Annotated in this window: 27 protein-coding genes; 11 read left to right on the forward strand and 16 right to left on the reverse strand. The window is 70.1% G+C overall.

Annotated features, from left to right (window positions below; genetic code table 11):
- Positions 1–57: 57 nt before the first annotated feature.
- From DFR69_RS03260 to DFR69_RS03285, 6 genes are all read right to left on the reverse strand, one after another.
- Positions 58–1,011, reverse strand: coding sequence for a LysR family transcriptional regulator (locus DFR69_RS03260; protein WP_110035856.1), 954 nt, complete (start codon positions 1,009–1,011; stop codon positions 58–60).
- Positions 1,012–1,054: 43 nt separating this feature from the next.
- Entirely contained in the window at positions 1,055–2,215 is a 1,161-nt protein-coding gene (locus tag DFR69_RS03265) for a serine/threonine-protein kinase (RefSeq protein ID WP_186817457.1), read from the reverse strand.
- Between the two features lie 86 nt (positions 2,216–2,301).
- Positions 2,302–3,915, reverse strand: coding sequence for a serine/threonine-protein kinase (locus DFR69_RS03270; protein ID WP_110035857.1), 1,614 nt, complete (start codon positions 3,913–3,915; stop codon positions 2,302–2,304).
- A gap of 83 nt (positions 3,916–3,998) precedes the next feature.
- A complete protein-coding gene (locus tag DFR69_RS03275) occupies positions 3,999–5,555 on the reverse strand; it encodes a serine/threonine-protein kinase (protein ID WP_167456133.1) in 1,557 nt (518 codons plus the stop codon).
- 48 nt (positions 5,556–5,603) lie between these two features.
- Positions 5,604–7,232 carry a serine/threonine-protein kinase gene (locus tag DFR69_RS03280; protein WP_110035859.1) on the reverse strand — a complete coding sequence of 543 codons (1,629 nt, stop codon included), beginning with the start codon at positions 7,230–7,232 and terminating at the stop codon, positions 5,604–5,606.
- A 92-nt stretch (positions 7,233–7,324) separates the two neighbouring features.
- On the reverse strand, positions 7,325–7,747 hold the full coding sequence (locus tag DFR69_RS03285) for an uL11 family ribosomal protein (RefSeq protein WP_110035860.1): 423 nt from the start codon (positions 7,745–7,747) through the stop codon (positions 7,325–7,327).
- Between the two features lie 119 nt (positions 7,748–7,866).
- On the opposite strand from DFR69_RS03285, the gene DFR69_RS03290 reads away from it, so the two are divergent.
- The gene (locus DFR69_RS03290) at positions 7,867–8,670 is read left to right on the forward strand and encodes a transglutaminase-like domain-containing protein (RefSeq protein ID WP_110036134.1); all 804 of its coding nucleotides are present in this window, start codon (positions 7,867–7,869) and stop codon (positions 8,668–8,670) included.
- A gap of 78 nt (positions 8,671–8,748) precedes the next feature.
- Positions 8,749–9,606: a hypothetical protein gene (locus DFR69_RS03295; RefSeq protein WP_110035861.1), complete on the forward strand. Its 858-nt coding sequence runs from the start codon at positions 8,749–8,751 to the stop codon at positions 9,604–9,606.
- A 21-nt stretch (positions 9,607–9,627) separates the two neighbouring features.
- On the opposite strand, the gene rlmN is transcribed toward DFR69_RS03295, so the two are convergent.
- Positions 9,628–10,737 (reverse strand): dual-specificity RNA methyltransferase RlmN, encoded by a 1,110-nt coding sequence (gene rlmN, locus DFR69_RS03300; protein ID WP_110035862.1) that lies wholly within the window; start codon positions 10,735–10,737, stop codon positions 9,628–9,630.
- Positions 10,738–10,850: 113 nt separating this feature from the next.
- On the opposite strand from rlmN, the gene DFR69_RS03305 reads away from it, so the two are divergent.
- Positions 10,851–11,219 (forward strand): LapA family protein, encoded by a 369-nt coding sequence (locus DFR69_RS03305; RefSeq protein ID WP_186817456.1) that lies wholly within the window; start codon positions 10,851–10,853, stop codon positions 11,217–11,219.
- A gap of 2 nt (positions 11,220–11,221) precedes the next feature.
- Here DFR69_RS03305 and DFR69_RS03310 read toward each other — a convergent pair whose 3' ends face one another.
- From DFR69_RS03310 to rpsB, 5 genes are all read right to left on the reverse strand, one after another.
- Positions 11,222–12,118: a phosphatidate cytidylyltransferase gene (locus tag DFR69_RS03310; RefSeq protein WP_110036135.1), complete on the reverse strand. Its 897-nt coding sequence runs from the start codon at positions 12,116–12,118 to the stop codon at positions 11,222–11,224.
- A gap of 110 nt (positions 12,119–12,228) precedes the next feature.
- Entirely contained in the window at positions 12,229–12,786 is a 558-nt protein-coding gene (gene frr / locus DFR69_RS03315; RefSeq protein ID WP_110036136.1) for a ribosome recycling factor, read from the reverse strand.
- Between the two features lie 49 nt (positions 12,787–12,835).
- A complete protein-coding gene (gene pyrH, locus DFR69_RS03320; RefSeq protein ID WP_110035864.1) occupies positions 12,836–13,564 on the reverse strand; it encodes a UMP kinase in 729 nt (242 codons plus the stop codon).
- A gap of 202 nt (positions 13,565–13,766) precedes the next feature.
- Positions 13,767–14,591: a translation elongation factor Ts gene (gene tsf, locus DFR69_RS03325; RefSeq protein WP_110035865.1), complete on the reverse strand. Its 825-nt coding sequence runs from the start codon at positions 14,589–14,591 to the stop codon at positions 13,767–13,769.
- A gap of 108 nt (positions 14,592–14,699) precedes the next feature.
- Entirely contained in the window at positions 14,700–15,563 is an 864-nt protein-coding gene (gene rpsB, locus DFR69_RS03330) for a 30S ribosomal protein S2 (RefSeq protein WP_019048186.1), read from the reverse strand.
- Positions 15,564–16,193: 630 nt separating this feature from the next.
- Between rpsB and DFR69_RS03335 the strand changes: the two genes are divergently transcribed.
- The 8 genes from DFR69_RS03335 to DFR69_RS03365 all read left to right on the forward strand — a co-directional run bounded on the left by DFR69_RS03335 (position 16,194) and on the right by DFR69_RS03365 (position 20,613).
- On the forward strand, positions 16,194–16,394 hold the full coding sequence (locus DFR69_RS03335) for a hypothetical protein (protein WP_110035866.1): 201 nt from the start codon (positions 16,194–16,196) through the stop codon (positions 16,392–16,394).
- A 215-nt stretch (positions 16,395–16,609) separates the two neighbouring features.
- Positions 16,610–17,101: a M23 family metallopeptidase gene (locus tag DFR69_RS03340; protein ID WP_110036137.1), complete on the forward strand. Its 492-nt coding sequence runs from the start codon at positions 16,610–16,612 to the stop codon at positions 17,099–17,101.
- 45 nt (positions 17,102–17,146) lie between these two features.
- The gene (locus tag DFR69_RS03345) at positions 17,147–17,659 is read left to right on the forward strand and encodes a DUF1990 family protein (RefSeq protein WP_110035867.1); all 513 of its coding nucleotides are present in this window, start codon (positions 17,147–17,149) and stop codon (positions 17,657–17,659) included.
- Positions 17,660–17,842: 183 nt separating this feature from the next.
- Complete coding sequence (locus tag DFR69_RS03350) at positions 17,843–18,355, forward strand: DUF1990 family protein (RefSeq protein WP_110035868.1); 513 nt, start codon at positions 17,843–17,845, stop codon at positions 18,353–18,355.
- Between the two features lie 264 nt (positions 18,356–18,619).
- Complete coding sequence (locus DFR69_RS34315) at positions 18,620–18,781, forward strand: hypothetical protein (protein ID WP_167456134.1); 162 nt, start codon at positions 18,620–18,622, stop codon at positions 18,779–18,781.
- 251 nt (positions 18,782–19,032) lie between these two features.
- On the forward strand, positions 19,033–19,398 hold the full coding sequence (locus DFR69_RS03355) for a YidH family protein (protein ID WP_110036138.1): 366 nt from the start codon (positions 19,033–19,035) through the stop codon (positions 19,396–19,398).
- A gap of 472 nt (positions 19,399–19,870) precedes the next feature.
- Positions 19,871–20,179 (forward strand): DUF202 domain-containing protein, encoded by a 309-nt coding sequence (locus tag DFR69_RS03360; RefSeq protein ID WP_167456135.1) that lies wholly within the window; start codon positions 19,871–19,873, stop codon positions 20,177–20,179.
- Between the two features lie 65 nt (positions 20,180–20,244).
- Positions 20,245–20,613, forward strand: coding sequence for a GatB/YqeY domain-containing protein (locus DFR69_RS03365; RefSeq protein ID WP_110035870.1), 369 nt, complete (start codon positions 20,245–20,247; stop codon positions 20,611–20,613).
- A 76-nt stretch (positions 20,614–20,689) separates the two neighbouring features.
- Here DFR69_RS03365 and DFR69_RS03370 read toward each other — a convergent pair whose 3' ends face one another.
- From DFR69_RS03370 to DFR69_RS03385, 4 genes are all read right to left on the reverse strand, one after another.
- Complete coding sequence (locus DFR69_RS03370) at positions 20,690–21,613, reverse strand: tyrosine recombinase XerC (RefSeq protein WP_110035871.1); 924 nt, start codon at positions 21,611–21,613, stop codon at positions 20,690–20,692.
- Between the two features lie 513 nt (positions 21,614–22,126).
- Positions 22,127–23,287 carry a DNA-processing protein DprA gene (gene dprA / locus DFR69_RS03375; protein WP_110036139.1) on the reverse strand — a complete coding sequence of 387 codons (1,161 nt, stop codon included), beginning with the start codon at positions 23,285–23,287 and terminating at the stop codon, positions 22,127–22,129.
- Positions 23,288–23,747: 460 nt separating this feature from the next.
- A complete protein-coding gene (locus tag DFR69_RS03380) occupies positions 23,748–25,256 on the reverse strand; it encodes a YifB family Mg chelatase-like AAA ATPase (RefSeq protein WP_110035872.1) in 1,509 nt (502 codons plus the stop codon).
- Positions 25,256–25,612 carry a YraN family protein gene (locus DFR69_RS03385; RefSeq protein WP_110035873.1) on the reverse strand — a complete coding sequence of 119 codons (357 nt, stop codon included), beginning with the start codon at positions 25,610–25,612 and terminating at the stop codon, positions 25,256–25,258. Before DFR69_RS03385 ends, DFR69_RS03380 begins: the two co-directional genes overlap by 1 nt.
- Between the last annotated feature and the right edge of the window lie 20 nt (positions 25,613–25,632).

Below are 25,632 nucleotides of genomic sequence, written 5' to 3' on the forward strand. Positions count from 1 at the left end.
CCTCGGTCCCCTCGACCACGCCTGCGAGCGCCCCGGCGCCGCAGGCGTTTTCGTGTCTCAGCGACCGCGCCGGGCGTTCGGCTTCCTGCCCCTGCCCTGCTGCTTGGCGACCGGCTTGCGCGCGGTCTGCTTGCGCGCCGGTTTCGCCGGTGCGCGCCGCGCCGGTTCGGCGGCCACCGCCCCGCGCGAACTGTTGGCCGAGCGGCCGCGGACGATCCCGACGAACTCCTCGATCAGCGCGTTGTCGGCCCCGGCGGGCCAGGCGAGCGCGATCTCGGTGAACTCGGTGTCGCTGATCGGGCGGTACACCAGGTCGCGCCGGTGGTGCAGCCGGGCGATCGACTGCGGCACGACCGTCGCGCCGCCCACCGCGGCGACCAGGGCCAGGGTGTCGGCGGCCTTGTCGATCTCGGCGCCGTCCTGGATCCGCTCGTCGGCCAGGTCGGCCGGGCTGATGGTGTCCAGCAGCGAGAGCGCGTCGTCCTTCTGCACGACGGCGACCGGCGTCTCGCGCCACAGCGCGATCGTGTGCAGCGCGGCCGTGTCGATCGGCAGCCGGACGAAGCACAGGTCGACCCGGCCCTCGCGCAGCGCGTCCGCCTGTTCGGCCTGTGCGATCCCGACGACCTCGAGCGGATGATCGGGCAGCCGCTCGCCCCAGACGCGCGCCCACTTCGTCACCGTCACGCCCGGCACGAACCCGACCCGCAGGCTCGCCGGCGCGCTCGGCTTCTGCTCGCGTTCGGCCTGCTCCCGCGCGCTGATCAAATCCCTGGCGTGCGTGAGCAGTGCGGCGCCGTCCTCGGTGAGCTGGGTCGGCGACGCGCCAGGCACGAAAACCCTTGTGCCGAGCTCTTTCTCCAACTCGATGACGGTCGCGCTCAGACTCTGCCGGGAGATCCGCAGGCCCTTGGCCGCCCGCGCGAAATGCAGTTCCTCGGCGACGGCGACGAAGCGACGCAGCCGCGCGAGGTCGATGGAGTCGGCGGCGGTGACATCGAAGTCGCTCATTCTGACCAGGATATGGCACCCTGCGCGCGCCGCCGCGCACCGCTCACAGGCTCGTCAGCAACCACACCACGCCGAGCACACACCCCACGATCGCGGCCACGATCAGCAGGGTGCCGAGGATCGAGCCCCATCCGCTGCTCGACGGCGCGGGCGGTGGAACCGGGGGACGCATCGCGGGCGCCTGCCAGGCGGCCGGCGTCACGGGGCGCGGCGGGACCGGCTGACGCGGTGGCTGATAGATCGGCTGCGGACCGGGCGTAGGTCGCGGGGCCACCGGCATCCCCGGCGCGCTCACCGGGCGCATCGGCGCCATCCCGACGAACGGCTGCACGTGCGCGCCCGACGTGGGCTGGGCGAGCGGCCTGGCGCCGGTGGTCGGCGTGCGCATCGCCCGGCGCACGGCGTCGACGAATTCCTCGCACGAGGAGAACCGGTCGGCGGGCCGTTTGGCGAGCGCGCGGGCCATCACCGAGTCCAGGACCGGCGGCAGCCCGCCGCGGCGGGGGCTGATCGGCGGCGGCGGCGCCTGCAGATGACCGGTGATGACGGCCGCCGGGCTGGTCCCCTCGTAGGGCGCGGTGCCGGTCAGCAGCACATACAGGGTGCAGGCCAGCGAGTACTGGTCGGCGCGGTGATCGAGGGCGGCGCCGGTGAGCTGCTCCGGCGCGGCGTAGGCGAGGGTGGCCGTGAACGAGCCGGTCTCGGTCAGGTGCCCGGAATCGTCGCGGAGCCGGGCGATGCCGAAGTCGGTGAGGTAGACCCGCTCCTGGCTGTTGGAGCGCGCCAGCAGGATGTTGCCCGGCTTCACATCGCGGTGCAGCACGCCGGCCCGGTGCGCGTAGTCCAGCGCGGCGGCCGTCTCGCCGATGATCTGCACGGCCCTGTCCGGCGGCAATGTTCGCGGGTCCAGTGCCGAGGCGTCGACGCCGTCGATGTACTGCATGCTGATCCACAGCTGATCGTCCTCGACGCCGCGGTCGAACACGGTCACGATGTTCGGGTGGTCGAGCTGGGCCACCAGATCGGCTTCCCGCTCGAATCTGGCCCTGATCTCGGCGTCGGAGTACAGCTCCTGATTCAGCAGTTTCAGCGCGGTCCACCGCGGCAGCCGCGGGTGCCTGGCCAGATACACCGACCCCATCCCGCCACGGCCCAGCTGCCGGTCGATCGTGTATCCGGCGAACACCGTCCCGTCAGAAACCACTCTGACCCCCGAATCTCGCTCGTCGTCCGACGCGCTGGACCCTACCAAAACGGCGTTCGCGGCGTCGCGGGCATTGCCCGCGCGACTCAGCCGAGCGGGAACGACGCGATGTCCGCGAGCAACACCGGCATGTCCTTGTCCAGCGTCGACATCGCCCACCCGTGATTGAACACGAGGACCCAGCGCTCCCGCCCCGGATCGCTGAAGGTCGACACCACCACCGACATCGAGTACTGGCCGTTGTAGTACATCGCGCGATGATCGTCGGTGCGTGTCCCGGAGGTCGCCCTCCCCACGCTCGTGGTCTCCCGCTGGAACTGCGCGATCGCGGCTTTCGCCGACTCCACCGTGGGAAAACCGTAGAGTGAGTACGCCGTAGCGGTGACGTCGCTGGGTTCGCACGCCCATTTGGCCTCGGCCGCCTGGAAGGTCAGTTCCCACATGACCTCGGCGCGATACTTCGTGTCGGCGTAGGCATCACACGCGCGGTCGCCGTAGCCGTTACCTTGCGCGTACGAGCTCGACGACGAACTGCTGCCGGGCTCCGCGGGCGGCAGCAGCTGGGGAAACGCCGACGACATCGCGGCGAGGTCGCGGCGGGCCTGCGACTCGGTCAGCCCGAGCAGCGAGGTGCCGCCCGCCCGCGCGACCAGGTAGGCCGCACCGAGCACGACAACGACGGCGATGACCAGCGCGAGCGCGAGGCGGCCGCCCTTGCGCGGCGCCGGACGTCCCGGATTCGGCCGCCGAGGATCCACATGCGGCGGGTGCGCTGAGTAATGTTGCGGTGCGGGAGGATAGGGCGCCCGATACGCCCCCGGCACTTGCGGGAACTGCGGCATCGACGGTGCCGCGAACACCGTCGGCTGCGCGCCGGCTCCGCTCAGCGCCCGACGCGCGGCGGCGGCGAATTCCGCGCACGAGTCGAACCGGTCGGCCGGCCGCTTCGCCAACGCTCGGGCCAGTACCACGTCCAGTTCGGCAGGCAGATCGGGCTGGCGCGCACGCGGCGAGGGCGGCGGTGCCTGCAGATGCCCCTGGATGACGTGCACCGGATTCGTCGCCTCGAACGGCGCGACCCCGGTGAGCAGGGCGAACAGGGAGCACGCCAGGGAATACTGATCGGAGCGATGATCGAGGTGCGCGCCCGTGAGCTGCTCGGGCGAGGCATAGGCCAGCGTGGCGGTGAAGGTCCCGGTCTGCGTCAGCTGATGACTGTCGTCCCGGGGGCGCGCGATCCCGAAGTCTGTCAGCAGAACCCGTTCCTTGCCGTCGGCCTCGGCCAGGAGAATGTTGGCCGGCTTCACGTCCCGATGCAACACCCCGTTGCGGTGCGCGTGATCGAGCGCCGCCGCCGTTCCCTCGATGATGCGCAACGCCCGCTCGGCGGGGACCGGATGCTCGATGGTGGCCGCGTCGACACCGTCGACGAACTGCATGCTGATCCACAGATGACCGTCCTCGACACCGCGGTCGTACACCGCCACGATGTTCGGATGCTCCAACCGCGCGGCCAGATCCGCTTCGCGTTCGAACCGCGCACGGATCTCGTTGTCGGAGAACAACTCCGGATTCAACAACTTGAGCGCGATCCGGCGCGGCAGGCGCGGATGCCGAGCCAGGAACACCGACCCCATCCCGCCACGGCCGAGTTGGCGGTCGATCGTGTACCCGGCGAAGACCGCCCCCTCCGAAACCACCCAGATCCCCGAATCTCGCTCGTCGTCCGACGCGCTGGACCTTATCAAAGCCGCGCCGGTCGAACACCGGACCGTCGCTGCGCTCAGGTCAACGGGAAGCGGGCGACATCACCACGCAGTTTCGGCTCGATCGTGTCGCGCAGCGTGGCCTGGTTGGGACCGGTCGCGTCGTAGTAGAAGAGCAGGACCCAGCGCTCGCGTCCGGGCGCCGAATCGGTGGCGAGTATCGCCGAGCCCTCGTAGATGCCCATTTCGACCGTTTTGCGGGCACGGAGGCGATCGGTCCGTGTGCCGCTCATCGATTGGCCGCGGTCGTCGGTCTCGGCCAGGAAGCGGCCGACCACTTCGGCCGCCTTCTCCGCGGTGGGATAGGCGAGGACGGCGTAGTGCGTGCCGTCGAGCGGGCTGATCGTGCAATGCCACTTCGCCGAGAAGCCGTCGAATCTGCGCATCCACTGTTGTTCGTAGCGCTCGTATCCCCGCGCGGCCGTGCACGAACGGCCCTCGTACCCGTCGCCGTCATCCGATCCGCCGGGCAGCAGCGCGGGGTAGGCGTCGCTCAGTGCGGCGAGTTCCTTGTGGCCGGGCGTCCGTCCCAGGATCTCCGCGACGAAGGTGTCCTCGTCCTGCCAAGCCCAGATTCCAACACCCACCGTCAGCGCACACACGATCACCGCCGCCACCGTCACGGCGACGTGCCGGCCCGTGGACCGGCCCGGTGTCGGCCGGTGCGCGGGCGACGCGAATCCGGGATGCCGCGGCGGTACCGGGTGCGGTGCCGGGCTCACCGGGTGTGGGGCGTTCCCCGGACGAACGCCGGCCTGCACCGCGCGGCGCGCAGCGGCCGCGAATTCCGCGCACGAGTCGAACCGATCGGCCGGCCGCTTCGCCAACGCTCGTGCGAGCACGCCGTCCAGAGCCTCGGGGAGGTCGGGCCGATGGGTCCGCAGCAGGGGCGGTGGCGATTGCAGATGGCCCTGGATCACCAGGACCGGGTTGGTCGCCTCGAACGGCGTCGTCCCCGTGAGCAGCGCGTACAGCGTGCACGCCAGGGAGTACTGATCGGAGCGGTGATCCAGGTGGGTACCGGTGAGCTGCTCGGGCGAGGCGTAGGCCAGGGTGGCGGTGAAGGTTCCCGTCTGCGTCAGGTGATGCACGTCGTCGCGCGGCCGCGCGATGCCGAAGTCGGTCAGCAGCACGCGTTCGTTGCCGTCGTTGTCGGCGAGCAGGATATTGGCCGGTTTCACATCCCGATGCAGGACCCCGTTGCGGTGCGCGTGGTCGAGCGCGGCCGCGGTCCCCTCGATGATGCGCAGAGCCCGCTCGACGGGGACCGGATGTTCGATGGTCGCCGCATCCACCCCGTCGACGAACTGCATGCTGATCCACAGGTGCCCACCGTCGATCCCTCGGTCGTACACCGTGACGATGTTCGGATGCTCCAACTGCGCGGCCAGATCCGCCTCACGCTCGAACCGCGCACGACTCTCGCTGTCGGAGAACAGCTCCGGATTCAGCAGCTTGAGCGCGATCCGCCGCGGCAGGCGCGGGTGCCGGGCCAGATACACCGATCCCATTCCGCCACGGCCGAGTTGGCGGTCGATCGTGTACCCGGCGAAGACCGTTCCGTCAGAAACCACGCTTCCCCCGCATCACGCCTGTCCTCCGGCTGAGGACCGTATCAGTTCTCACAGCGGGGCCTTGGCAAGCCGAGTAACCAGATCGTCGAGCCCTGGCTGGTTCTGCCCTTTGTTGCCGTACTTCATAGGCAACGCGAAGAGCACGAATCGCTCGCGATCCGAACCGGTGAAAGTAGCGAGAACGGCCGATTTCTCGTCGTTGTATTGGTCGACATAGAACAAGCGGCGTTCCTGCCGCGTACCGACAGTCACGGAGCCACGATCGGTCGACTGGGCCACGAAGCCGTCCACCGCCGCCTTCGCCGCCGCAGCCGACTCGAAACTGTAGAAGCGAAAGGCGAACGCGTCGTCGTCGGGACTCAGACACTGCCAACGTGCCAGCCAGCCATCGAGCGCGCGGAGCGCTCCCTCACTGCGCGGACTGGGCAACCAGCCAGGAATTCCGGTGCAGTCGGTGCCACGACCCGGACCCACCCGGAGGATCTCCGCGTCGCGGGTTTGACCGCCCGCAGCCGCAGAGCTGGTTTGGACGGCTTCTGCGGGCAGCATGCCGGGGAACGCCGCAACCAGAGCGGCGAGATCCTGGTGACCGCGTGGAATGTCGCGCTCGTAGGGCTTGGGATCCTGTGCGCCCCCGAGCGGCCAGAACCACACCGCGCCGGCGATCGCTGTCACACAGACAGCCACTGCTACGACGATCGTCGCGAACCGCCTCGACTTACGGCCGGAGACTGCGGGCCGAGGCGCCGCGGTGAGGTGCCGGGGCGGCGTGGGGAGCCCGCTCCGCGCCCGCGCACCGGAGACGGAGGCAGCCGTGGGCGGGAGTGCGTCCGCGCGGTCAGCGGTTGGATCGTTGCGGCTCGAGGCCCATCGCGCGGCGGCGGCGAATTCCGCACACGAATCGAAACGATCAGCCGGCCGCTTCGACAGGGCGCGCGCGAGCACCGCGTCGAGGGCCACTGGGAGGTCGGGCCGATGAGCGCGCGGCGATGGTGGCGGTGCCTGCAGATGTCCCTGGATCACCAGGACCGGATTCGTCGCCTCAAAGGGGGTGACCCCAGTGAGCAGCGAGTACAGCGTGCAGGCCAGGGAGTACTGGTCGGCACGATGGTCCAGATAGGCGCCGGTGAGTTGCTCGGGTGAGGCGTAAGTGAGGGTGGCGGTGAAGGTGCCCGTCTGCGTCAGGTGATGCACGTCGTCACGGGGCCGAGCGATCCCGAAATCGGTCAGCAACACCCGTTCCTGGCCGTCGGTGCCCGTGAGGAGGATGTTGGCGGGCTTCACGTCCCGATGCAGGACGCCGTTGCCGTGCGCGTGGTCGAGCGCCGCCGCGGTGCCCTCGATGATGCGCAGGGCCCGCTCCGCCGGGACGGGATGGTCGATGGCCGCCGCGTCCACCCCGTCGACGAACTGCATGCTGATCCACAGACGACCGTCGTCGACACCGCGGTCGTACACCGTGACGATGTTCGGGTGCTCCAGGCGGGCCGCGAGATCCGCCTCGCGCTCGAAGCGGGCGCGGATCTCGTTGTCCGAGAACAGCTCCGGGTTCAGCAGTTTGAGGGCGATCTGGCGCGGCAGCCGGGGATGCCTGGCCAGGTACACCGAGCCCATCCCGCCGCGCCCCAGTTGCCGTTCGATCGCGTAGCCGGCGAAGACGTCCCCCGTCGCAAGCATGTCTCCCCCGTTGTTCTCGCCGATCGGTGCCGGGCCGAGGACGGATGCCCGTCGACTCGGCAGTCACCAACTTAGCGCGGCCGACCCGACCGTCACTCCTCGATGCGGACGCCCATCGATCGAGCGGTGCCTGCGACGATCCGCATCGCCGCCTCCACATCGGTGGTGTTGAGGTCGGGGAGTTTGCGAAGGGCAATGCGGCGCAATTGTTCTCGGGAGAGCGCGCCGACCCGCTTGTGCCCGGGCTGCGGTGACCCGCCGGTGCCGAGCGCCGTGCGGATCAGCGATGCCGTCGGCGGGGTCTTGAGCCGCATGGTCCAGCGTTTGCGGGCATCGATGGTGATGACCGCGGGGATGATCTCCCCGCGCCGATCGGCCGTCGCCGCGTCGTAGCGGCGTTTGACCTCGAACGGCGGGACACCGGTGGGGCCGAGCATCTTGCCGAGGATCATGAGCGAGGCATTGCCCGCTTCGAGCTCGAGAGTGACTGTGACAGAGGCTGTTTCGCGCGCCATAGTCAACGATCTCGGATGCGGGCCTCGTTCCGGTCCCGCGCGGGTAACGCCTCGGCGGCAAGGTGCGCCCGCTGCGTGTTCGAGTCGCCGCGGTCGCGTTCACCTGTCAGGCTGTGGCGGTGAAACGTGACGTTTCCGCCGCCCTGGAGATCGCGGTGCACGCCGACACGATCCTGCAATGGCAGATCGCCGTCGCCCGGCAACCGGGCATCGACCTGGTCGAATCCCTGACCTGCGTGCTCGACGGCGAGCTCCTCGTCCCGCGCGAGCTGATCGGTCCGCATCACTCCCGGCTGCACGTCCTCGAGGTCGGCGCGGGCACCCTGCGCCTGGACTATCAGGCGACCGTGTTCGGCACCGCCGTCCCCGACGTGGCCAGCGACTACGACGTGGCCCTGTATCGCCGTCCCAGCCGCTACGCCGAGTCCGACAAGCTGCTCGGCTTCGCCGCCGCCGAATTCGGTTACGGCATCGTCGATCCGGATGTCGCCGCCCGGGTGGCGGCCTGGGTGGGCAGGCGGATCTCATACGTGGCGGGCAGCAGCGCGCCGATCGACGGCGCGGTGGAGACCCTGCTGTCGGGCACCGGCGTCTGCCGCGACTTCTCCCACCTGGTGGTGGCGCTGCTGCGCGCGGTCGGCGTGCCAGCCCGGGTGGCCGCGGTCTACGCACCCGGGTGCGTGCCGATGGATTTCCACGCGGTGGCCGAGGCCTGGGTCGGCGGCGCTTGGCTCACCCTCGACCCGACCTGCCTCGCGCCCCGCTCGAGCCTGGTCCGCATCGCCACCGGCCGCGACGCCGCCGACATCGCCTTCCTGGACAACCACGGCGGCGACATCACCCTCCGATCGATGACCGTCAACGCCTTCGTCGACGGCCCACTCCCCTACGACGACTTCGCCACCCCCAGCATCATCACCTGACGGCCGCACCGAATCAGGTCCTCGACCGGCACGTGCCGTCGGCAGCAGGTAGGGTTCCTCCGCTGGAAGAGGGAGTTCATGAACACTTGGCGCGAGCTGGACGCCGCCACCAGAAGGTCACTGCTGCGCGGCGAACCCGCCACCGATCCCGAGGTCGATCGGATCGCGCGAGCCTATGCGGAAGGCGAACTCAGAGCCCCGATCGCCCGCCAGGTCGTGTACGCGGTGCCGCTCGGGGTGATCGGAGGCATCGGACTGGCGGCGACTCGCTCCGTCACCGGTTGGTCCGTCTCCGACCTCGCACCCTTTCTCGTGCTCGCGGCCGTCGGTTACGTGGTCCTGGCCGCCCGCCGCAAACTCGCGCTGACCCGGATACTCAACGTCAGTCACGGAACTCCGCGAGAACCCGTGCCGGGCACGTCGTCCGAGGCGTTGGCGATCAGAGTCTCCCGGGCAGGCGCGCTGAGAATGATGGCGCCCTACCTGATCGTGATCGTCGCCTTGCTGATCGCCGGCGCGGTGTGGTCGATGCCGTGGTTGGCCGTCGGCGCCGGGCTGGCCGCGGTGCCGGTGCTCGCCTACACGGGCTATCTGCTGACCGGGACGACGACCGATCGAGGCATAATCCTCGACGCGCACGGACTGCACTACCCACATCGCCGCGCCCAGGTGGCATGGGAATCGGTGCGCGAGATCAGGGTTTTCCCGCTGCGCGCGACGGCGAGCGACCAGCGTCAGGTCATCGCGTTCATCCTTCACGACGACGAGCACTACCTGCGGCAGCTCCCCGCCTGGGAAGCGCGGCTGTGCCGGATGAACAGGAAGACCTACCTGTCATCGCTGGTCATGATCGACGGTTTCGTCGACACGCCCGTCGGCGTGATCGCCGCCACCGCGGCCGCGCTGTCACGGTTGCCCGTCACCGCCAGCCACTGATCCCCTGGGCGGCTGTTCGACTCAGCCCTCGGCCGCCAGCTGACCACAGGCCGCGGCGATCTCCTGGCCGCGGGTGTCGCGCACCGTGCACGAGACGCCCTGGGCGATCACGCGGCGGACGAACTCACGCTCGACCGGCTTCGGGCTGGCGTCCCACTCGCTGCCCGGGGTCGGGTTGAGCGGGATCAGGTTCACGTGCACCAACGGACCCAAAGCCTTGTGCAGCTTCTTGCCGAGCATGTCCGCCCGCCACGGCTGGTCGTTGACGTCGCGGATCAGCGCGTACTCGATCGAGACGCGCCGCCCCGACTTGTCCGCGTAATACCGCGCGGCGTCGAGCACCTCGGCGATCGACCAGCGGTTGTTCACCGGCACCAGAGTGTCGCGCAGTTCGTCGTCGGGCGTGTGCAGCGAGACGGCCAAGCGCACCGACATGTCCTCGTCGGCCAGCTTGCGGATCGCGGGCGCGAGGCCGACGGTCGAGACCGTCACCGAGCGCTGCGAGATGCCGAGACCGTCCGGCGCGGGCGAGGTGATCCGCCGGACCGCGTTGACCACCCGCTTGTAGTTGGCCAGCGGCTCCCCCATGCCCATGAAGACGATGTTGGACAGCCGGCCGGGGCCGCCGTGCACCTCACCGTCGCGCAGCGCCGCGGCGGCCGCCCGCACCTGGTCGACGATCTCGGCCGTCGACAGATTGCGGTTCAGACCGGCCTGACCGGTCGCACAGAACGGGCACGCCATGCCGCAGCCCGCCTGGCTGGAGATGCACAGGGTGTTGCGGTCGGGGTAGCGCATGAGCACGCTCTCCAACAGCGTGCCGTCGTGGGCGCGCCACAGCGTCTTGCGGGTGTCGCCCTCGTCGCAGGCCAGGTGGCGGACCACCGACAGCAGCGGTGGGAACAGCGTCGCACCGACCTTCTCGCGCACGTCGGCGGGCAGATCGGTCATCTGCGCGGCATCGGCCTGCAGGCGGCCGTAGTACTGGCGGGCCAGCTGGTCGGCGCGGAACTTGGGCAGGCCGAGCTCCTGCACCGCGACCTTGCGCTCGTCCGCGTCCAGATCGGCGAGGTGGCGCGGCGGCATACCGCGACGCGGGGCATCGAACACGAGGGGCAGGGAGGTGGCCATAATTTCACCATTGTCCCAAACGGCGACGGGCGCCCGATGGCCGGGCCGCCACGCCGAACGCCGTTATCGAGAAGATGCGTGCACCGGTGATAGCCGTCGGCGATGATCGAACCATGTCCACCAACGCAGAATCCGGTGCGTCAGCCGCGGCGCACGAGCCGACGACGCCGAAAGCCGAGCCACCGGCCAAGCATCGCAGGGACGAGCAGGTCCCGGTCAAGCGCGTCACGCCGAAGGGCGTCCACGGATCGCGGACCGGCTACACCTGGACCGGGCTGCTCGCGGCGGCGATCATCGGCATCGTCCTGCTGGTGTTCATCATCCAGAACCTGGACCAGGCGAAGGTCACCCTGTTCTTCTGGGATTTCTCGCTGCCGCTCGGCATCACGGTGCTGCTGTCGGTGATCGCGGGGGCGCTGGTGATGGGCCTGGTCGGCGGCGTCCGGATCCTGCAGCTGCGCCACGCCGCCAAGAAGCCCTGAGCTTACAGCAGGGCGCTGAGCACGAGCCAGGACACGAAGGCCGAGGGCAGCATCGAGTCGAGCCGGTCCATGATGCCGCCGTGGCCGGGCAGCATCGTGCCCATGTCCTTGATGCCGAGCTCCCGCTTGATCTGGGACTCGATCAGGTCGCCGCAGGTCGCCACGACCACCAGGCCGACACCGAGCACCACACCGATCATCGAGTTCGCCTCGAGCAGCAGGGTGACGGTCAGCAGACCGCCGATCACGCTGAACACCAGCGAACCGCAGAATCCCTCCCACGACTTCTTCGGGCTGATCGCGGGCACCATCGGATGCCTGCCGAACAGCACCCCGGCGACATAGCCGCCGACGTCGGAGCACACCACCAGGATCATGAACGTCAGCACCCGCAGGTTGCCGTCGGGCTCGAGCAGCAGCAGCGTGGAGAACGCCGCGAGCAGCGGGATCCAGGTGAGGGTGAACAGCGCGATCGAGGTGTCGCGCAGGAAGTTCTTCGGCGCGGTGTTGAGGCCGTGATCGAACAGCCGCCACACCATGCAGACCAGTGCCGTCGCGGCGAACGCGCCGACCACCCCGCGCGCACCCCACGGCCAGCCGAGCCAGAACACCGCCTGACCGCCCACCAGCAGCGGGATCCGCGGCACCAGCACATCGGCCTCACGCAGCCGCTTGGCGACCTCCCAGGTCGCCACACCGACCGCGGCACCCGCCACGCCGATGAAGACCTTGGGGACGAACAGCAGGATCGCGATGAGCGAGAGCCCGAGGCCGAGGCCGACCGCCAGCGCCGCGGGCAGGTTGCGGCCCGCCCGCGACGCCGGCGCCTGCGGTTCGGCAGGCTCGTCGACCTGTGGTGTCGGCGTCGCCGCGTCGGTCGGGTCGACCTGATCCGGCATCGGCTCCGGTGCCGCTCCCGTGGCGGCGGCGTCTTCGGCCACGATTGTCCCGTCGCTCAACTCGTCGTTCCGTTCATCCCCCGCACGAGCGGGACTGGCGAGATCTGCGCTCAGACCTCGAGCAGTTCGGCTTCCTTGTGCTTGACCAGCTCATCGATCTGGCCCACGTACTTGGCGGTGGTCTTGTCGAGCTCCTTCTCGGCGCGCCCGACCTCGTCCTCACCCGCCTCGCCATCTTTCTGGATCCGGCCGAGTTCGTCCATCGCCTTGCGGCGGACGTTGCGGATCGAGACCTTGGCGTCCTCGCCCTTGCCCTTGGCCATCTTGACCATCTCGCGGCGGCGTTCCTCGGTGAGCTGCGGCACCGTGATCCGCAGGATGTCACCGTTGTTCGTGGGGTTCACGCCCAGGTCGGAGTTGCGGATCGCGTTCTCGATCGGGCCGAGCTGGCTCTGCTCGTAGGGCTTGATCACCACCATGCGCGGCTCGGGCACGGTGATGCTCGCCATCTGCGTGATCGGCGTCGGCGAGCCGTAGTAGTCGACCACCACGCGCGAGAACATGCCGGGGTTGGCGCGGCCGGTCCGAATGGTTCCCAGATCGTCCTTCGCCACCGAGACGGCCTTCTCCATCTTCTCCTCGGCATCGAAGAGCGCTTCATCAATCACGACCGATTCCTCCACAGCGTCGTCATCGTCGTCCTGTCGCGGGACGGGATCAGGACCGAACCAGGGTGCCGATGTGTTCACCGGCGACCGCCCGGGCAATGTTGCCCTTGGTCAGCAAATTGAACACCAGAATCGGCATCTGGTTGTCCATGCAGAGACTGAAGCACGTGGCATCGGCCACCTTCAGGCCCTTTTCGAGCACTTCCTTGTACGTGATCTCGGTGTACATGCTCGCGTTCTTCTCCACGCGGGGGTCGGCGTCGAACACGCCGTCGACCGCCTTGGCCATCAGCACCACGTCGGCGCCGATCTCGAGCGCGCGCTGGGCGGCCGTGGTGTCGGTGGAGAAGTACGGCATGCCCATACCGGCGCCGAAGATCACGACGCGGCCCTTCTCGAGGTGCCGCTTGGCGCGCAGCGGGAGGTACGGCTCGGCGACCTGGCCCATCGTGATGGCGGTCTGCACGCGCGTGTCGACCCCCTGCTTCTGCAGGAAGTCCTGCAGCGCAAGGCTGTTCATGACGGTGCCGAGCATGCCCATGTAGTCGGAGCGGGCGCGTTCCATGCCGCGCTCCTCGAGCTCGGCGCCGCGGAAGAAGTTGCCGCCGCCGATCACCACGGCCACCTGCACGCCGGTCTCGACGATCTCGGCGATCTGCTCGGCCACGGTCTGCACGACATCGGGATCGAGGCCGACCCCACCGCCGCCGAACATCTCCCCACCCAGTTTGAGCAGCACCCGGCGGTATCCAGGGCGGTCGTTACCCGGGTCGGTCATGGGTGGTCGTCTCCTTCGGCGAGGTCGAGATCGGTCGAACTGCGGGCACGCGAATCGGCCGCACAGCAAGGCGAAGCGGCATCCATCCTGCCTTATCCGGTTCTGTTCACCGCACAAGACCCCCTCGGCCGCCGCCGGGAATCGGCGAGAGCCCCTCGGGTGCAGACGTGCGCTGCTCCCGAGGGGCTCTCGTCGGGCCGGATCAGGCCTGGCCGACCTCGAAGCGGGCGAAGCGCTTCACGGTGACGCCGGCATCCTCCAGCAGGGCCTTGACGGTCTTCTTGGAGTCGGTGACGGCGGCCTGCTCGAGCAGAACGACGTCCTTGAAGAAGCCGTTGACGCGGCCCTCGGTGATCTTCGGGAGGGCGGCCTCGGGCTTGCCCTCCTCACGCGCGGTCTGCTCGGCGATGCGGCGCTCGTTCTCGACGATGTCGGCCGGCACCTCCTCGCGGGTCAGGTACTTGGCCTTGAGCGCGGCGACCTGCATGCCGGCGGCACGCGCGGCCTCGGCGGCGGCGTCGCCCTCACCCTCGTACTCGACCAGCACGCCGACGGCGGGCGGCAGGTCCGAGGCACGCTTGTGCAGGTAGGTGGCGACCGGGCCGTCGAAGGAGACGACGCGACGCAGTTCCAGCTTCTCGCCGATCTTGGCGGCCAGCGCCTGCACGGCCTCGTCGACGGTGCTGTCGGCCAGCTTGAGGGCCTTCAGCGCGTCCAGGTCGGCGGGCTTGGCGGCGGCGGCCGCGGTGACGACGGCGTCGGCCAGCTCCTGGAACTCCGCGTTCTTGGCGACGAAGTCGGTCTCGGAGTTGATCTCGACCATGACGCCGTCCTTGGCGATGACCAGACCCTCGGCGGTCGCGCGCTCGGCGCGCTTGCCGACGTCCTTGGCGCCCTTGATGCGCAGCACCTCGACGGCCTTGTCGAAATCGCCGTCGGACTCGGCCAGCGCGTTCTTGCAGTCCATCATGCCGGAGCCGGTGAGCTCGCGGAGCCGCTTCACGTCAGCAGCGGTGTAGTTCGCCATCGGGGGCGAGCCTCCTCGTGTGTGGGGTGCTTGGGGGTTTACACCACCTTGCCGACCGCTTCTGAATTCAGAAGGGCCGGCAAGGTGAACGTAGAGCTACCGATCAGCTCAGAAGTCGGCCGGGGTGTGCTGCGCCGGGTCGGCCTTGACCTCGGCCGCGGCCTCGGCGGGCGTCTCGACGGCGGCCTCGGCGGCCGGGGTCGCCTGAGCCAGCAGCTCCTGCTCCCACTCGGCGAGCGGCTCACCGGCGCCGGCCTCGGGCTTCGCGTCGCCGGAAGCCTGGCCGGCGCGGGCCTGCACGCCCTCGGCCACCGCGGAGGCGACGACCTTGGTGAGCAGAGCGGCGGAACGGATCGCGTCGTCGTTACCCGGGATCGGGTAGTCGACCAGGTCGGGATCGCAGTTGGTGTCCAGGATCGCGATGACCGGGATGTTCAGCTTGCGGGCCTCGCCGACGGCGATGTGCTCCTTGTTGGTGTCGACGACCCAGATGGCCGAGGGCACCTTGGCCATGTCGCGGATACCACCGAGGGTGCGGTCCAGCTTGGTCATCTCACGCGTGAGCATGAGGATTTCCTTCTTGGTGCGACCCTCGAAGCCACCGGTCTGCTCCATGGCCTCGAGCTCCTTCAGGCGCTGCAGGCGCTTGTGGACGGTCGAGAAGTTGGTGAGCATGCCACCCAGCCAGCGCTGGTTGACGTAGGGCATCCCGACGCGAGTCGCCTCGGCCGCGATCGACTCCTGGGCCTGCTTCTTGGTACCGACGAAGAGGACGGTGCCACCGTGGGCGACGGTCTCCTTGACGAACTCGTAGGCCTTGTCGATGTAGGTCAGCGTCTGCTGCAGGTCGATGATGTAGATGCCGTTGCGGTCGGTGAAGATGAACCGCTTCATCTTCGGGTTCCACCGACGAGTCTGGTGCCCGAAGTGCGCGCCGCTGTCGAGCAGCTGCTTCATGGTTACGACAGCCATAGCTCCCGTATCTCTCTTTCGTTGCCGGTTGCCGCAGTCGATCGGCGATCGACTGCCCTGGCGCCACCGAAACCGCCGGACCCGATCGGAAAACCGGGACCAGCCGACGATTCCACTGTTCATCCGCTGGAGAACTCGCGCGGATCAGCCCTCTCGGACGTCTGCGTTGCGAGCGACGACCGGATGGACGAGCACAGGTGGCGCGCGAAGTCGGTCCGTGCCGTGCACATGCTGCTGAGCACAAACCGCGTTGATCAGTCTACGCGGACCGTGGCCAGGGCAGAAATCGCCCCCGCGCATCGCCCGCCGTCCGCCGCGGTGAAGTGCGCGATATCCACATCCGGTGAAGTTGTCCCCAATCGGCGAACGCGTCGCCCGGCGAGGTCGTTCGCCGTCGAGAGTTGGGGCATGAACATCTTCGCACGCACCCTGATCTCGACGTTTTCGCTGGTATGCGCTCTGGGAGCGCTGGCTGCGCCCGCCACGGCGCAATCGGCTGCCGCTGCACCGGTGTGCTCCGGCACCCCATCGGAGGCGGTCCCCGGCCCCGTCGAGCGTCCACGACACGCACCGATCTGTTCCGGTGGTCCGTCGACGACGGCTCCCACGCCGAAGCCGACACCGCGACCCGTGCCGGTCCGGATCACCGTCCACGACCTGGCCACCGCGCCGCCCGCCTCGGCACGCGGCGAGGCCGCACCGGTCGAGGTCGAGATCGTCGTGCGCGGCGGTGGTACCGGCTCGGCGGCGGGGTTGCCCGCGGTGCTGCGTGACCTGGTGCGCGCGCTGGCCACGCCGCAGCGTGTACCGACACCGCGCCCGCACCGCTGAGTCCAGGCATGGGCAAGCACCGGCGCCGCCGCTCGCGGCGCGGTCATCACCGCTGCGGCACCGCCGGCGGTCAGCCGCTCGATCCCCGCCGCCGCCCTGGCCGCCCGCCATCAACGGCGTGGGCCAGCGGCCGGCGCTTCAGGAGCGTGGTGGCCCAGACTTCTTCCTCGGGCAGCGGCCGAACGGTGGTGGCGCTGGTGCGCGCCGCTGTCGCGATGCTGGCGCTGGTCCTGGTTCTGCTCGCCGGGACGGCCGTCGCCGAGGCGGCGGAACCGGGAGCGTTCGGGTGGCCGCTGCGGCCGCGGCCGACCGTGGAGCGACGGTTCGACAAGCCGGAACGGAACTGGCTGCCGGGACATCGCGGCGTGGATCTGGCGGGTTCCGCAGGCCAGGCGGTACTGGCGGCCGGCGACGGCATCGTGGTGTTCGCCGGCGTCGTGGCGGACAAATCAGTGGTGTCGATCGATCACGCGGGCGGACTCAGGACCACGTACGAGCCGGTCGAGCCCCAGGTCTCGGTCGGCGCGCGGGTCACCAGGGGAACTCCGATCGGCACGCTGGTGGCCGGGCACGAGGGGTGTCCGGCCGCCGCCTGCCTGCACTGGGGCGCGCGCCGGGAAGCGTCCGAGCACGGCAGACGCGAGTACGTCGACCCGCTCGGCCTGCTGCACGAGGTGCCGGTGCGGTTGAAACCGATGGTGACCTGAGGCACTGCTCGTCCGAAGCCGCGGTACCGGGACCACAATCGGGACATGGCAGCGTCCTCAGCACCCTTCACCTACTCGGAAACAGGTGCCACCCGCGCGCAGATGCCCACGGGCTACCACGTGTTCCGGCTTCGGCGCGCGATCGGCCGCGGCCGCGACCTCTTCGACCGGAGTGCCGAGCACGTCCTCGCGTTCGGCATCCAGCGCGATGTCGGCGCCTTCCGCGGCGCCGACAGCGAAAAGGCGCAGGCCGGTACGGAGTTGACGGTGCGGATCGGATTCGGGCCGATCGGCGTCACCGCCCCCTGCCGCGTCGTCTATGTCCTCGACGAACCGCACCGACGCGGATTCGCCTACGGCACACTGCCCGGCCATCCGCTGATCGGCGAGGAATTGTTCGCCGTCGAATTCGACCCGACCGATGACACGGTGTACGGCCTGATCACCGCGTTCTCGCGGCCGGGCACCTGGTACGTGGGCCTGGGGCAGCCGCTGGTCCGCCTCGTCCAACGCTGGTTCGCCCACCGCTACCTGAACACGCTGGCCACCACTCTGTGAACCGCTCACACTCGGCCGGGGCGAGACGCAGGGGAGCGCCGCAGGAACCACGCGTGCGGCGCGGGAGACAGCCGTCCGCACGGCGGGCAAGATCGGAACGCCGTGGAACCGGGCCGGGTGACGTGACGAAGCGCTCGCACGAGTTGGTGGCGTCGTCGGCGGCGCCGAGGCGACAATCGGACCATGGCCGACAACGGAGTGCCGTTCACCTATCCCGACGTGGGCGCGACGCGCACGTCCTTCCCGGCCGGATATCAACAGCTCCGGCATCGGCGGTTGATCGGCCACGGCCGGGACCTGTTCGAACGGGCGGCGGCGCACATCTTCGACTTCGGAATGCAGAAGGGAGTCGGCATCTTCCAGCATGCCGACACCGAAACCGCCGAAGCGGGTACGGCATTGACGGTGCGGCTCGGCATCGGCCCGATCGGGATCACCGCCCCCTGCCGCATCGTCTATGTGCTACACGAGCCGAACCGTCGTGGGTTCGCCTACGGCACGCTGCCCGGCCACCCGGAGATCGGCGAGGAACTGTTCGCCGTCGAATACGACCCCACCGACGAGTCCGTCCACGGCCTGGTCACCGCGTTCTCGCGCCCCGGCGCGTGGTACACCCGGCTCGGCGGACCGATCCCCCGTGGGTTCCAGCGCTGGTTCGCCCACCGCTACTTGAAGACGCTGCCCAACAGTCACTGAACCGATCGGCAGGATCACCTACGGATTGCCCAGCGGCGTGGGTTCCTCTGTTTCGGCAGGCGGCTCCGTCAGCCCAACAGGTCCGCCGCCTCACCTGTACTCCGTCGTGCGGCGGCCGGGTCACCCGGCCGCGGGCATCCGGTGTGCCGCTCGCAGACATACCAGTCGAGCAGCTGCGCAAGAACGCCGTCGCCGCGCGGGACGGTGGCTGGTCACCCGGCAGGGGCAGCGCTGGACCGGACTCGAGGACTCCGCCGACTGCCCGTGGCGACGTCGGTCAGGTCGCTGTTGTCGGTCGCCGTCGTCGACAGCGACCGGCATCGCGAAGTCGGCGCCATCGGCGCGGCAGAGCCGGCGACCGATCTCGCCATCGCGCTGCCTGGCCGGACCGCTACCGAGAATCGCATCGTCACAATCGGAAAATGATGTGCTGCAATACTTTCGACCTTCGGGCGCGAGCACGTCGCGAGATCGACAACCAGCCGCATCGCACTGACGAGACCGCGGGTTCGCCTTCTCCCGTCGATCATCCGAGGCCGACATCTCGCCCGAGTTGAGCGCACACCACCACTCGGGCTGCGATCGATTCCGGACCGGTCGGCACCGCGCGCGGGTCGGCGCGGTTGCGGCTCGGCAGGGCCGGCGGGCGGCAAGATGGACCTTCGGAGGTGGTGGTGATGGTGTTGCCCGAGGTCGGGGGCGAGTCCGAGGACGGGGAAGGGGAGGTCGACTACCGGTTCACGCTCGCCAACGAGCGGACGTTCCTGGCATGGATCCGGACCGCCCTGGGTCTGCTGGCGGGTGGCGTCGCGGTGCACACGCTGGTGCAGCCACTCCGGCTCGCGGGTTTCGGCGGAATCATCGCCGTCAGCTGCTTGATCATGTCGTTCGCGGTGGCGCTGGGGGCATTTCGGCACTGGCAGCGGGTGAACGTCGCCATGCGCGGAGGCGCGCCGTTACCGGGGACGATCCTGGTGCCCGTGCTGTCCGTCGGCGTGGCGGTCGTGGCGGTCCTCGCCTGCCTGGCGGTGCTGCTGTCATGACCGCGCAGACTCCGGCGGCCGCGGCCGGTACAGCGCCGGCATGGCGAGATACCTCGCTCGACATGCCGGGTCGCACACTCGTCCCCGCCTACGCGGTGGCCGGCGACGGATGGCCGACCGATGCGCTCGGGTCTCCGGGGACCTGGCCTGGGGGATGGATGCGGCGGCCGGAGGTCGCTCACGCGCGACGAGCTCCCGACCACGAGTCGCTGTGCTCCCCGAGGGCCCGGTGGCGTTGTCGTGACCGTGCCGCCGACGCCGGACTCGGAACGCACGGTGCCCGCGCGGCGGTGCACATCGCCGACAATTCGGCCGGCGGCGGACGCGACCGCGCTCGCGATGGTGCGCGAGCACGGCATCGAGGCGGCGGATCGTGCGCTCATATCCACCCGCGATGTCACCTCCGACGGCAGGCTGACCGTCGTGCATCTCTGCGACGTGGCGTCCCCTGCGCTCGTGCGGTGGTGCTGTCGTGACAGCGCCGACCCTGGCTTCGGAGCGCACGGCGCTGGCTTGGCGGCGGACGTCGCTCGGGGCGGCGGGCTGTGCGCTCCTGTTCGCGCATGAAGTGACAGCAGACGGCTGGCCGACGCTGGCGCTTCCGCTGGTCGCTGCCGCGGCCGCGCTGCTTCTGAGTCTGCTCGGGTGGTCGCGCGGTCGTTCGCTGCATCAGGGGCGGGTGACGGCGGGTGCGCGGCTTGTGGCGATCACGACGACGGCGGTGGCCGTGATGGCACTCATCGCCGTCGGGGGTGTCGTACTCGATCGGTTGACCGGCTGACCGTCCGAGTTCCGGCCTCAGAATTCGCTCGACCCCCTCGATCACCCCGATTACCCTCGACGAGCATGACTCCCGAAGCGTCGGATCAGCTCGCCCCCGCCCTGCGGGACCGGCTGCGCGCTGCCCTGAAGCCCGCCATGAAGGCGCGTGACCGCAGCGCGGTCTCGGCACTGCGCTCGGCGCTGGGAGCCATCGACAACGCCGAAGCCGTCGACGCCACGGATGTGAAGGCCGGTGCGCTGGAAGTCAGCGCCATCGGTCTCGGTGCCGCCGAAGTCAGCCGCCGCCACCTCACCGAAGCCGACATCGAAGCCATCGTGCGCCGCGAGATCGACGAAAGACGCGCCACCGCACTCGAATACGAGCGCCTCGGCGCCACCGACCGCAGTGCGGACCTGAGCGCACAGGCCGATACCCTGGCGGCTCTGCTGTAACGGTGGGTCCGTCCCCGCTCTGCAGCAGACGGCGGAAGGTTTGGCGCCGACCGCACAAGGCCGTCCCGGTCGGCGTTCAGGCGCGCGGGTGGGCCTGGTCGTGAACGCGTTTGAGGCGTTCGACCGAGACGTGGGTGTAGAGCTGGGTGGTGGCCATGCTGGCGTGGCCGAGGAGTTCCTGCACGACGCGCAGGTCGGCCCCGCCCTCCAGGAGATGGGTGGCGGCGGTGTGGCGCAGGCCGTGCGGGCCCATGTCGGGGGCGCCGGGGATGGCGGCGACGGTGTCGTGGACGACGGTTCTGGCTTGGCGCTGGTCGAGGCGGCGGCCGCGTTGCCCGAGCAGGAGCGCGCGGCCGGAGTGGTCGTTGACGAGGGAAGGCCGGCCGGCGCGCAGCCAGGCATCGAGTGCCGTGTCGGCTGGCCCGCCGAACGGCACCGAGCGTTCCTTGTTCCCCTTGCCGAGGACCCGGACGAGGCGGCGTTCCCGGTCGATGTCGTCGATGTCGAGGCCGCACAGTTCGCTCACGCGAATGCCGGTGGCATACAGCAGTTCGACGATCAGCCGGTCGCGCAGCGCCATCGGATCCTGTTGAGCCGCCCCGGATTCCGCCGCGTCCATCGCCTGGACGGCCTGGCCACGCGCCAGCACCGCGGGCAGCACCCGGTGCGCCCTCGGCGCCTGCAGCCGGAGGCCGGGGTCGATACCGAGCCGTCCGGTGTCGGTGAGCCAGGCGGTGAAAGTCTTTGCGGCCGAGGCTCGCCGGGACAGAGTTGTGCGCGCCGCTCCGGTTGCCGCGAGCTCTGCCAGCCACGACCGCAGCAACGGCAGGTCCAGCTCGCGCACGGCCGAATCCGGCGACCGCGCGTACAGGTGTTCCAGCAGCGATCGCACGTCCCCGAGGTACGCCCGAACCGTGTGCGCCGACCGATTCCGCCCCAGCCGCAGATGCCGCCCGAACTCGGTGAGCAGCGCGGTCAGATCATCGGGCAACACATCCATCCCCCCACGGTCGCCCCTCCCCCGCCCCCACGCAACCCACCACGCCGCAGCCAACAGCACCGCCCAGCCCCACCACTTCTCGCTTGCGACAAGACCCACCCGCCGTTCACCGCGGTCGGCGGCAGCGATGTCCCGGCGGTGTCGAGAAACACCTGCCGGCGTGGCGCAGGCATGCTGAGGGCGAACAAACCGGCCAACGCCGATCGGTCACGGTCCTGTCTGTGCCCGAACGGGGCCGTGACGGTCGACGACGCACCCGCCACGCGAACGTGCACCTGGCTGTCGACACTGCACTGCCTGATCGGTCGCCCGGTCTGACCACCCTCGAGTCGTGGCCCGGTACGACGAGCGCTACCGGGCGCCGTGGGACCAGCCGAGACAACGCCATCCCTGTCCCACCGCGGCGTTCTCAGCGGATGCGGAAGCCGCGTGGAGGAGAGCCGTCCTGCCGCCATCCACGGCGACGGTCCCGCACGCACCCGCCCTGACCACATGGACAGGCTCGGGCACGTCTCACCGGCTGTCGGCACGCCGGGATCGGAGGCGGAACCATCCGTCGGAATCGCAGCCGACCAGTTCGGCCAGCTCCAAGCTGACGAGGACAGCTCGGACAGTGGCGAGGTCATGTCCGGACTGTTGGGCCAGGTCGCCGGGTAGGCGGGCGCCGACCGCAGGGAGGGCAGCGTACACATCCGCCTCGACACCGCGGAGGTGCGCGGCGGGGTCCGGTGCCTCGTTGTCGGCGGCGGGCAAGCGCAAGGGGCCCGCTTCGTCGATGACGTCCTCGGCGCGGGTGACGAGCAGTGCCTCGCCCTCCCTGATCATGCGGTGGCAGCCTGCCGAGGACGCGGACCCGACCGGGCCCGGCACCGCCATGGCCGGCCTGCCGAGGCGGCGCGCCCATTTCACGGTGTTGCGGGCGCCGCTGCGCAGCCCGGCCTCGACGACGAGGACGCCGTCACCCAACGTCGCGATCAGCCGGTTGCGCGCGAGGAAACGGTGCTTCTGCGCACTGGTGCCCGGCGGGTATTCACTGACGACGAGCCCGGAGTCGGCGATGGCGGTGAGCAGGCGGTCGTGCTGGGCCGGGTAGGGGCGGTCGACGCCGCAGGCCAGGACCGCGACCGTGGAGCCACCGACGGCCAGTGCCGCCCGGTGCGCGGCCGCGTCGATACCGAAGGCCGCGCCCGAGACGATCGTCCAGCCGCGACCGGCCAGGTCGCAAGCGATCTCGCCGGCCACTTGCAGGCCGTAGCCAGTGCTGCAACGTGAACCGACCATCGCCACAGCACGCTCGGAAGCCCCCTGTAGTGACAGCGGGCCCCGCGCCCACAGCACGAGCGGCACCGCTCCCTCGCGATCCCGATCGGTGTCGAGTTGGTTCAGCCCGAGCATCCGCCACTGCGGCCACTCCGCGTCGTCGGGTGTGATCACCCGGCCTCCGAGCCGGGCCATCATCTCCAGATCCGCCTCCGCCGAATCCAGTTCGCGGCGTGCGGCTGTCGGCCGACGCAAGGCTTCCGGCAGCTCGCATTCGCGGACCGCACGGGCGGCCTCACACACGCCGACCGACGCGATCAACGCCGACAGCGGCGCACAGGGCCCTTGCACCACGCGCGACAGGTACACCCACGCCAATCGCCGATCATCCGCCCCGCCATCGAGATCGACCACCCCGGTCACCTCGCCACCGCGCTCACCGCGGTGCCAGCCGAGGTGCGCTGCATCGCCAGGGCGGGTGCCTCGGTGTCCGACCACGGCGGCAACAACCTCGACCACACCCCTCGATCCCGAATCGGCGACGGCGACAAGGACCCACACCCGCACCGCTCGTTTCCTAGTGCCGACCAGCCACACAGCTGTGCGCACCGTCTTTCGCGGTGAGTAGCCGCGTAGGGCCGCCCAGCCGACGACGACGGCGACGGCGACGGCGACGGCGACGGCGACGGCGACGGCGACGGCGACGGCGACGGCGACGGCGACGGCGACGGCGACGGCGACGGCGACGGCGACGGCGAGCATGCCGCCCGGGCCGGACGGCCGATGGTGGCGAAGTCACCGGTGGAGGTGAGCGGCGCCCGATCGTCGCTGCCCCGGAGCGGCTGGCACCGGCACACCCTCGCCGACGCGCCGCTCACTGCGCACCACGCTGACGAAAGTTCAACGCCGACAGCACATCCTGCACACTCGGCACCTCACCGCCGCGCAGATCACAGATGGTCCAGGCCACGCGGATCGCGCGATCGGCGCCACGAGCCGACATGCGGCCGAGCCGCAACGCCGTATCGATCGGCGCGATCGACTCGCGGGGCAACCGGAACCGTTGCCGCAGGATATGGCCTGGCACTTCGGCATTGGTCGCCCAGCCGTCGGCGCTCCAGCGCTGCGCGGCCCGCGCGCGAGCTTCGGCCACCCGTGCGGCGACGGTGGCGCTGGTCTCCGCCCTCGTGTCGCCGAAAGTAGCGCCCGCCTGGCCGTGCATCTGCACCCAGATGTCGATGCGGTCGAGCAGGGGCCCGGACAGTTTGCCGAGGTAGCGGCGCCGGGCCAGGGGCGCGCAGATGCAGTCGACGTCGCGGGCCGGCGCGCACGGGCAGGGATTGGCGGCCAGGACCAGCTGGAACCGGGCCGGATAGCGCGCGACGCCGTCGCGGCGGGCGATGCGCACCTCGCCCTCCTCGAGCGGAGTACGCAGCGCCTCCAGGACTTTCGTCCCGATCTCGGCGCACTCGTCGAGGAAAAGCACGCCCCGATGCGCCCTGCTCACCGCGCCCGGCCTGGCCATGCCGGACCCGCCGCCGATCATCGCGGTCACCGAGGTGGAGTGGTGCGGGGCAACGAACGGGGCGAGGGTCATCAGCGGCTGCTCGGCCGACAGGGACCCGGCCATCGAATGGATCGCCGTCACCTCGAGCGACTCGGGCTCCGACAGTGGCGGCAGCAGACCAGGAAGACGTTGCGCCAGCATGGTTTTGCCGATGCCGGGCGGACCGGTCAGCAGCAGATGGTGCCCGCCTGCCGCGGCGACCTCCAGTGCCCAGCGCGCCTCGTCCTGGCCGACCACATCGCTCAGATCCCCGGTGGGCACCACCGCGCCGGGGACGACCCCGTCCGGCTCCAGCAGGGCACCCTCACCACGCAGCCAGGCGACGACGGCGCGCAGGCTGGTCGCCCCGAGCACCTCGATGCCCTCGACCAAGCCGGCCTCTGCCACCGCTTCGGCGGGCACCACCACGGTCGGCAAGCCCGCCGTACGTGCCGCGATCACCGCGGGGAGCACGCCGCGCACCCGGCGCACGCGACCGTCCAGCGCGAGTTCACCGAGCAGCACCGTCTTCGCCAGCCGCTCGCCCGGCACCGCGCCGGAGGCGTCGAGCACCGAGACCGCCAGGGCCAGGTCGTACACGCTGCCCACCTTCGGCAGCGTCGCGGGCGACAGGGCCAGGATCACCCGCCCGTCCGGCCACTTCTCGCCCGTGTTCGCGACCGCCGATCTGACCCGGTTGCGCGACTCCTGCAGCGCGGTGTCGGGCAGCCCGACCAGATTCACCGAGGGCAGGCCCTGGCCGATATCGGCCTCGATCTCCACCAGCTGGCCGTCGACCCCGGTGACCGCCACCGACAGCGCCCGTCCGAGAGCCATCAGAACGCGGCGGTCAGGTGGTCGATGACGGGCCGGTGCCCGCGCGGGACCAGCACCGACACCACGTCGAACCGGATCCGGCGCCACGGCCCTTCCTGCTCGGCCAGCCACAACAGCGCCAGCCGCCGGATCCGCTGCTGCTTGCTGAAGGTGACCGACTCGGCGGGCACGCCGAAACCGAGCCCCGAGCGGGTCTTCACCTCGACGAATGCCGTGATCTGCGGATCCTGGACGATCAGGTCCAGTTCGCCGTAGCGGCATCGCCAGTTGCGGGCGACGATCTCCATGCCCGACTCACGCAGATACTGCGCGGCCAGCTTCTCCCCGTATGCGCCGAGCGCCTGCTTGTCTGCCATGGCTGCCAGCGTGCCGCCCG

Origin of the sequence: Nocardia neocaledoniensis (assembly GCF_003182135.1) — a bacterium.
Classification (GTDB): Bacteria; Actinomycetota; Actinomycetes; order Mycobacteriales; family Mycobacteriaceae; genus Nocardia; species Nocardia neocaledoniensis.

Coding starts and splice junctions, on each gene's coding strand:
- DFR69_RS03260 (WP_110035856.1), bottom strand. CDS start 1,011: ATGAGCGACTTCGATGTCACCGCCGCCGACTCCATCGACCTCGCGCGG.
- DFR69_RS03280 (WP_110035859.1), bottom strand. CDS start 7,232: ATGCTTGCGACGGGGGACGTCTTCGCCGGCTACGCGATCGAACGGCAA.
- DFR69_RS03285 (WP_110035860.1), bottom strand. CDS start 7,747: ATGGCGCGCGAAACAGCCTCTGTCACAGTCACTCTCGAGCTCGAAGCG.
- DFR69_RS03295 (WP_110035861.1), top strand. CDS start 8,749: ATGAACACTTGGCGCGAGCTGGACGCCGCCACCAGAAGGTCACTGCTG.
- rlmN (WP_110035862.1), bottom strand. CDS start 10,737: ATGGCCACCTCCCTGCCCCTCGTGTTCGATGCCCCGCGTCGCGGTATG.
- DFR69_RS03305 (WP_186817456.1), top strand. CDS start 10,851: ATGTCCACCAACGCAGAATCCGGTGCGTCAGCCGCGGCGCACGAGCCG.
- DFR69_RS03310 (WP_110036135.1), bottom strand. CDS start 12,118: ATGCCGGATCAGGTCGACCCGACCGACGCGGCGACGCCGACACCACAG.
- pyrH (WP_110035864.1), bottom strand. CDS start 13,564: ATGACCGACCCGGGTAACGACCGCCCTGGATACCGCCGGGTGCTGCTC.
- tsf (WP_110035865.1), bottom strand. CDS start 14,591: ATGGCGAACTACACCGCTGCTGACGTGAAGCGGCTCCGCGAGCTCACC.
- rpsB (WP_019048186.1), bottom strand. CDS start 15,563: ATGGCTGTCGTAACCATGAAGCAGCTGCTCGACAGCGGCGCGCACTTC.
- DFR69_RS03340 (WP_110036137.1), top strand. CDS start 16,610: ATGCTGGCGCTGGTCCTGGTTCTGCTCGCCGGGACGGCCGTCGCCGAG.
- DFR69_RS03345 (WP_110035867.1), top strand. CDS start 17,147: ATGGCAGCGTCCTCAGCACCCTTCACCTACTCGGAAACAGGTGCCACC.
- DFR69_RS03350 (WP_110035868.1), top strand. CDS start 17,843: ATGGCCGACAACGGAGTGCCGTTCACCTATCCCGACGTGGGCGCGACG.
- DFR69_RS03355 (WP_110036138.1), top strand. CDS start 19,033: ATGGTGTTGCCCGAGGTCGGGGGCGAGTCCGAGGACGGGGAAGGGGAG.
- DFR69_RS03365 (WP_110035870.1), top strand. CDS start 20,245: ATGACTCCCGAAGCGTCGGATCAGCTCGCCCCCGCCCTGCGGGACCGG.
- DFR69_RS03370 (WP_110035871.1), bottom strand. CDS start 21,613: ATGGATGTGTTGCCCGATGATCTGACCGCGCTGCTCACCGAGTTCGGG.
- DFR69_RS03380 (WP_110035872.1), bottom strand. CDS start 25,256: ATGGCTCTCGGACGGGCGCTGTCGGTGGCGGTCACCGGGGTCGACGGC.
- DFR69_RS03385 (WP_110035873.1), bottom strand. CDS start 25,612: ATGGCAGACAAGCAGGCGCTCGGCGCATACGGGGAGAAGCTGGCCGCG.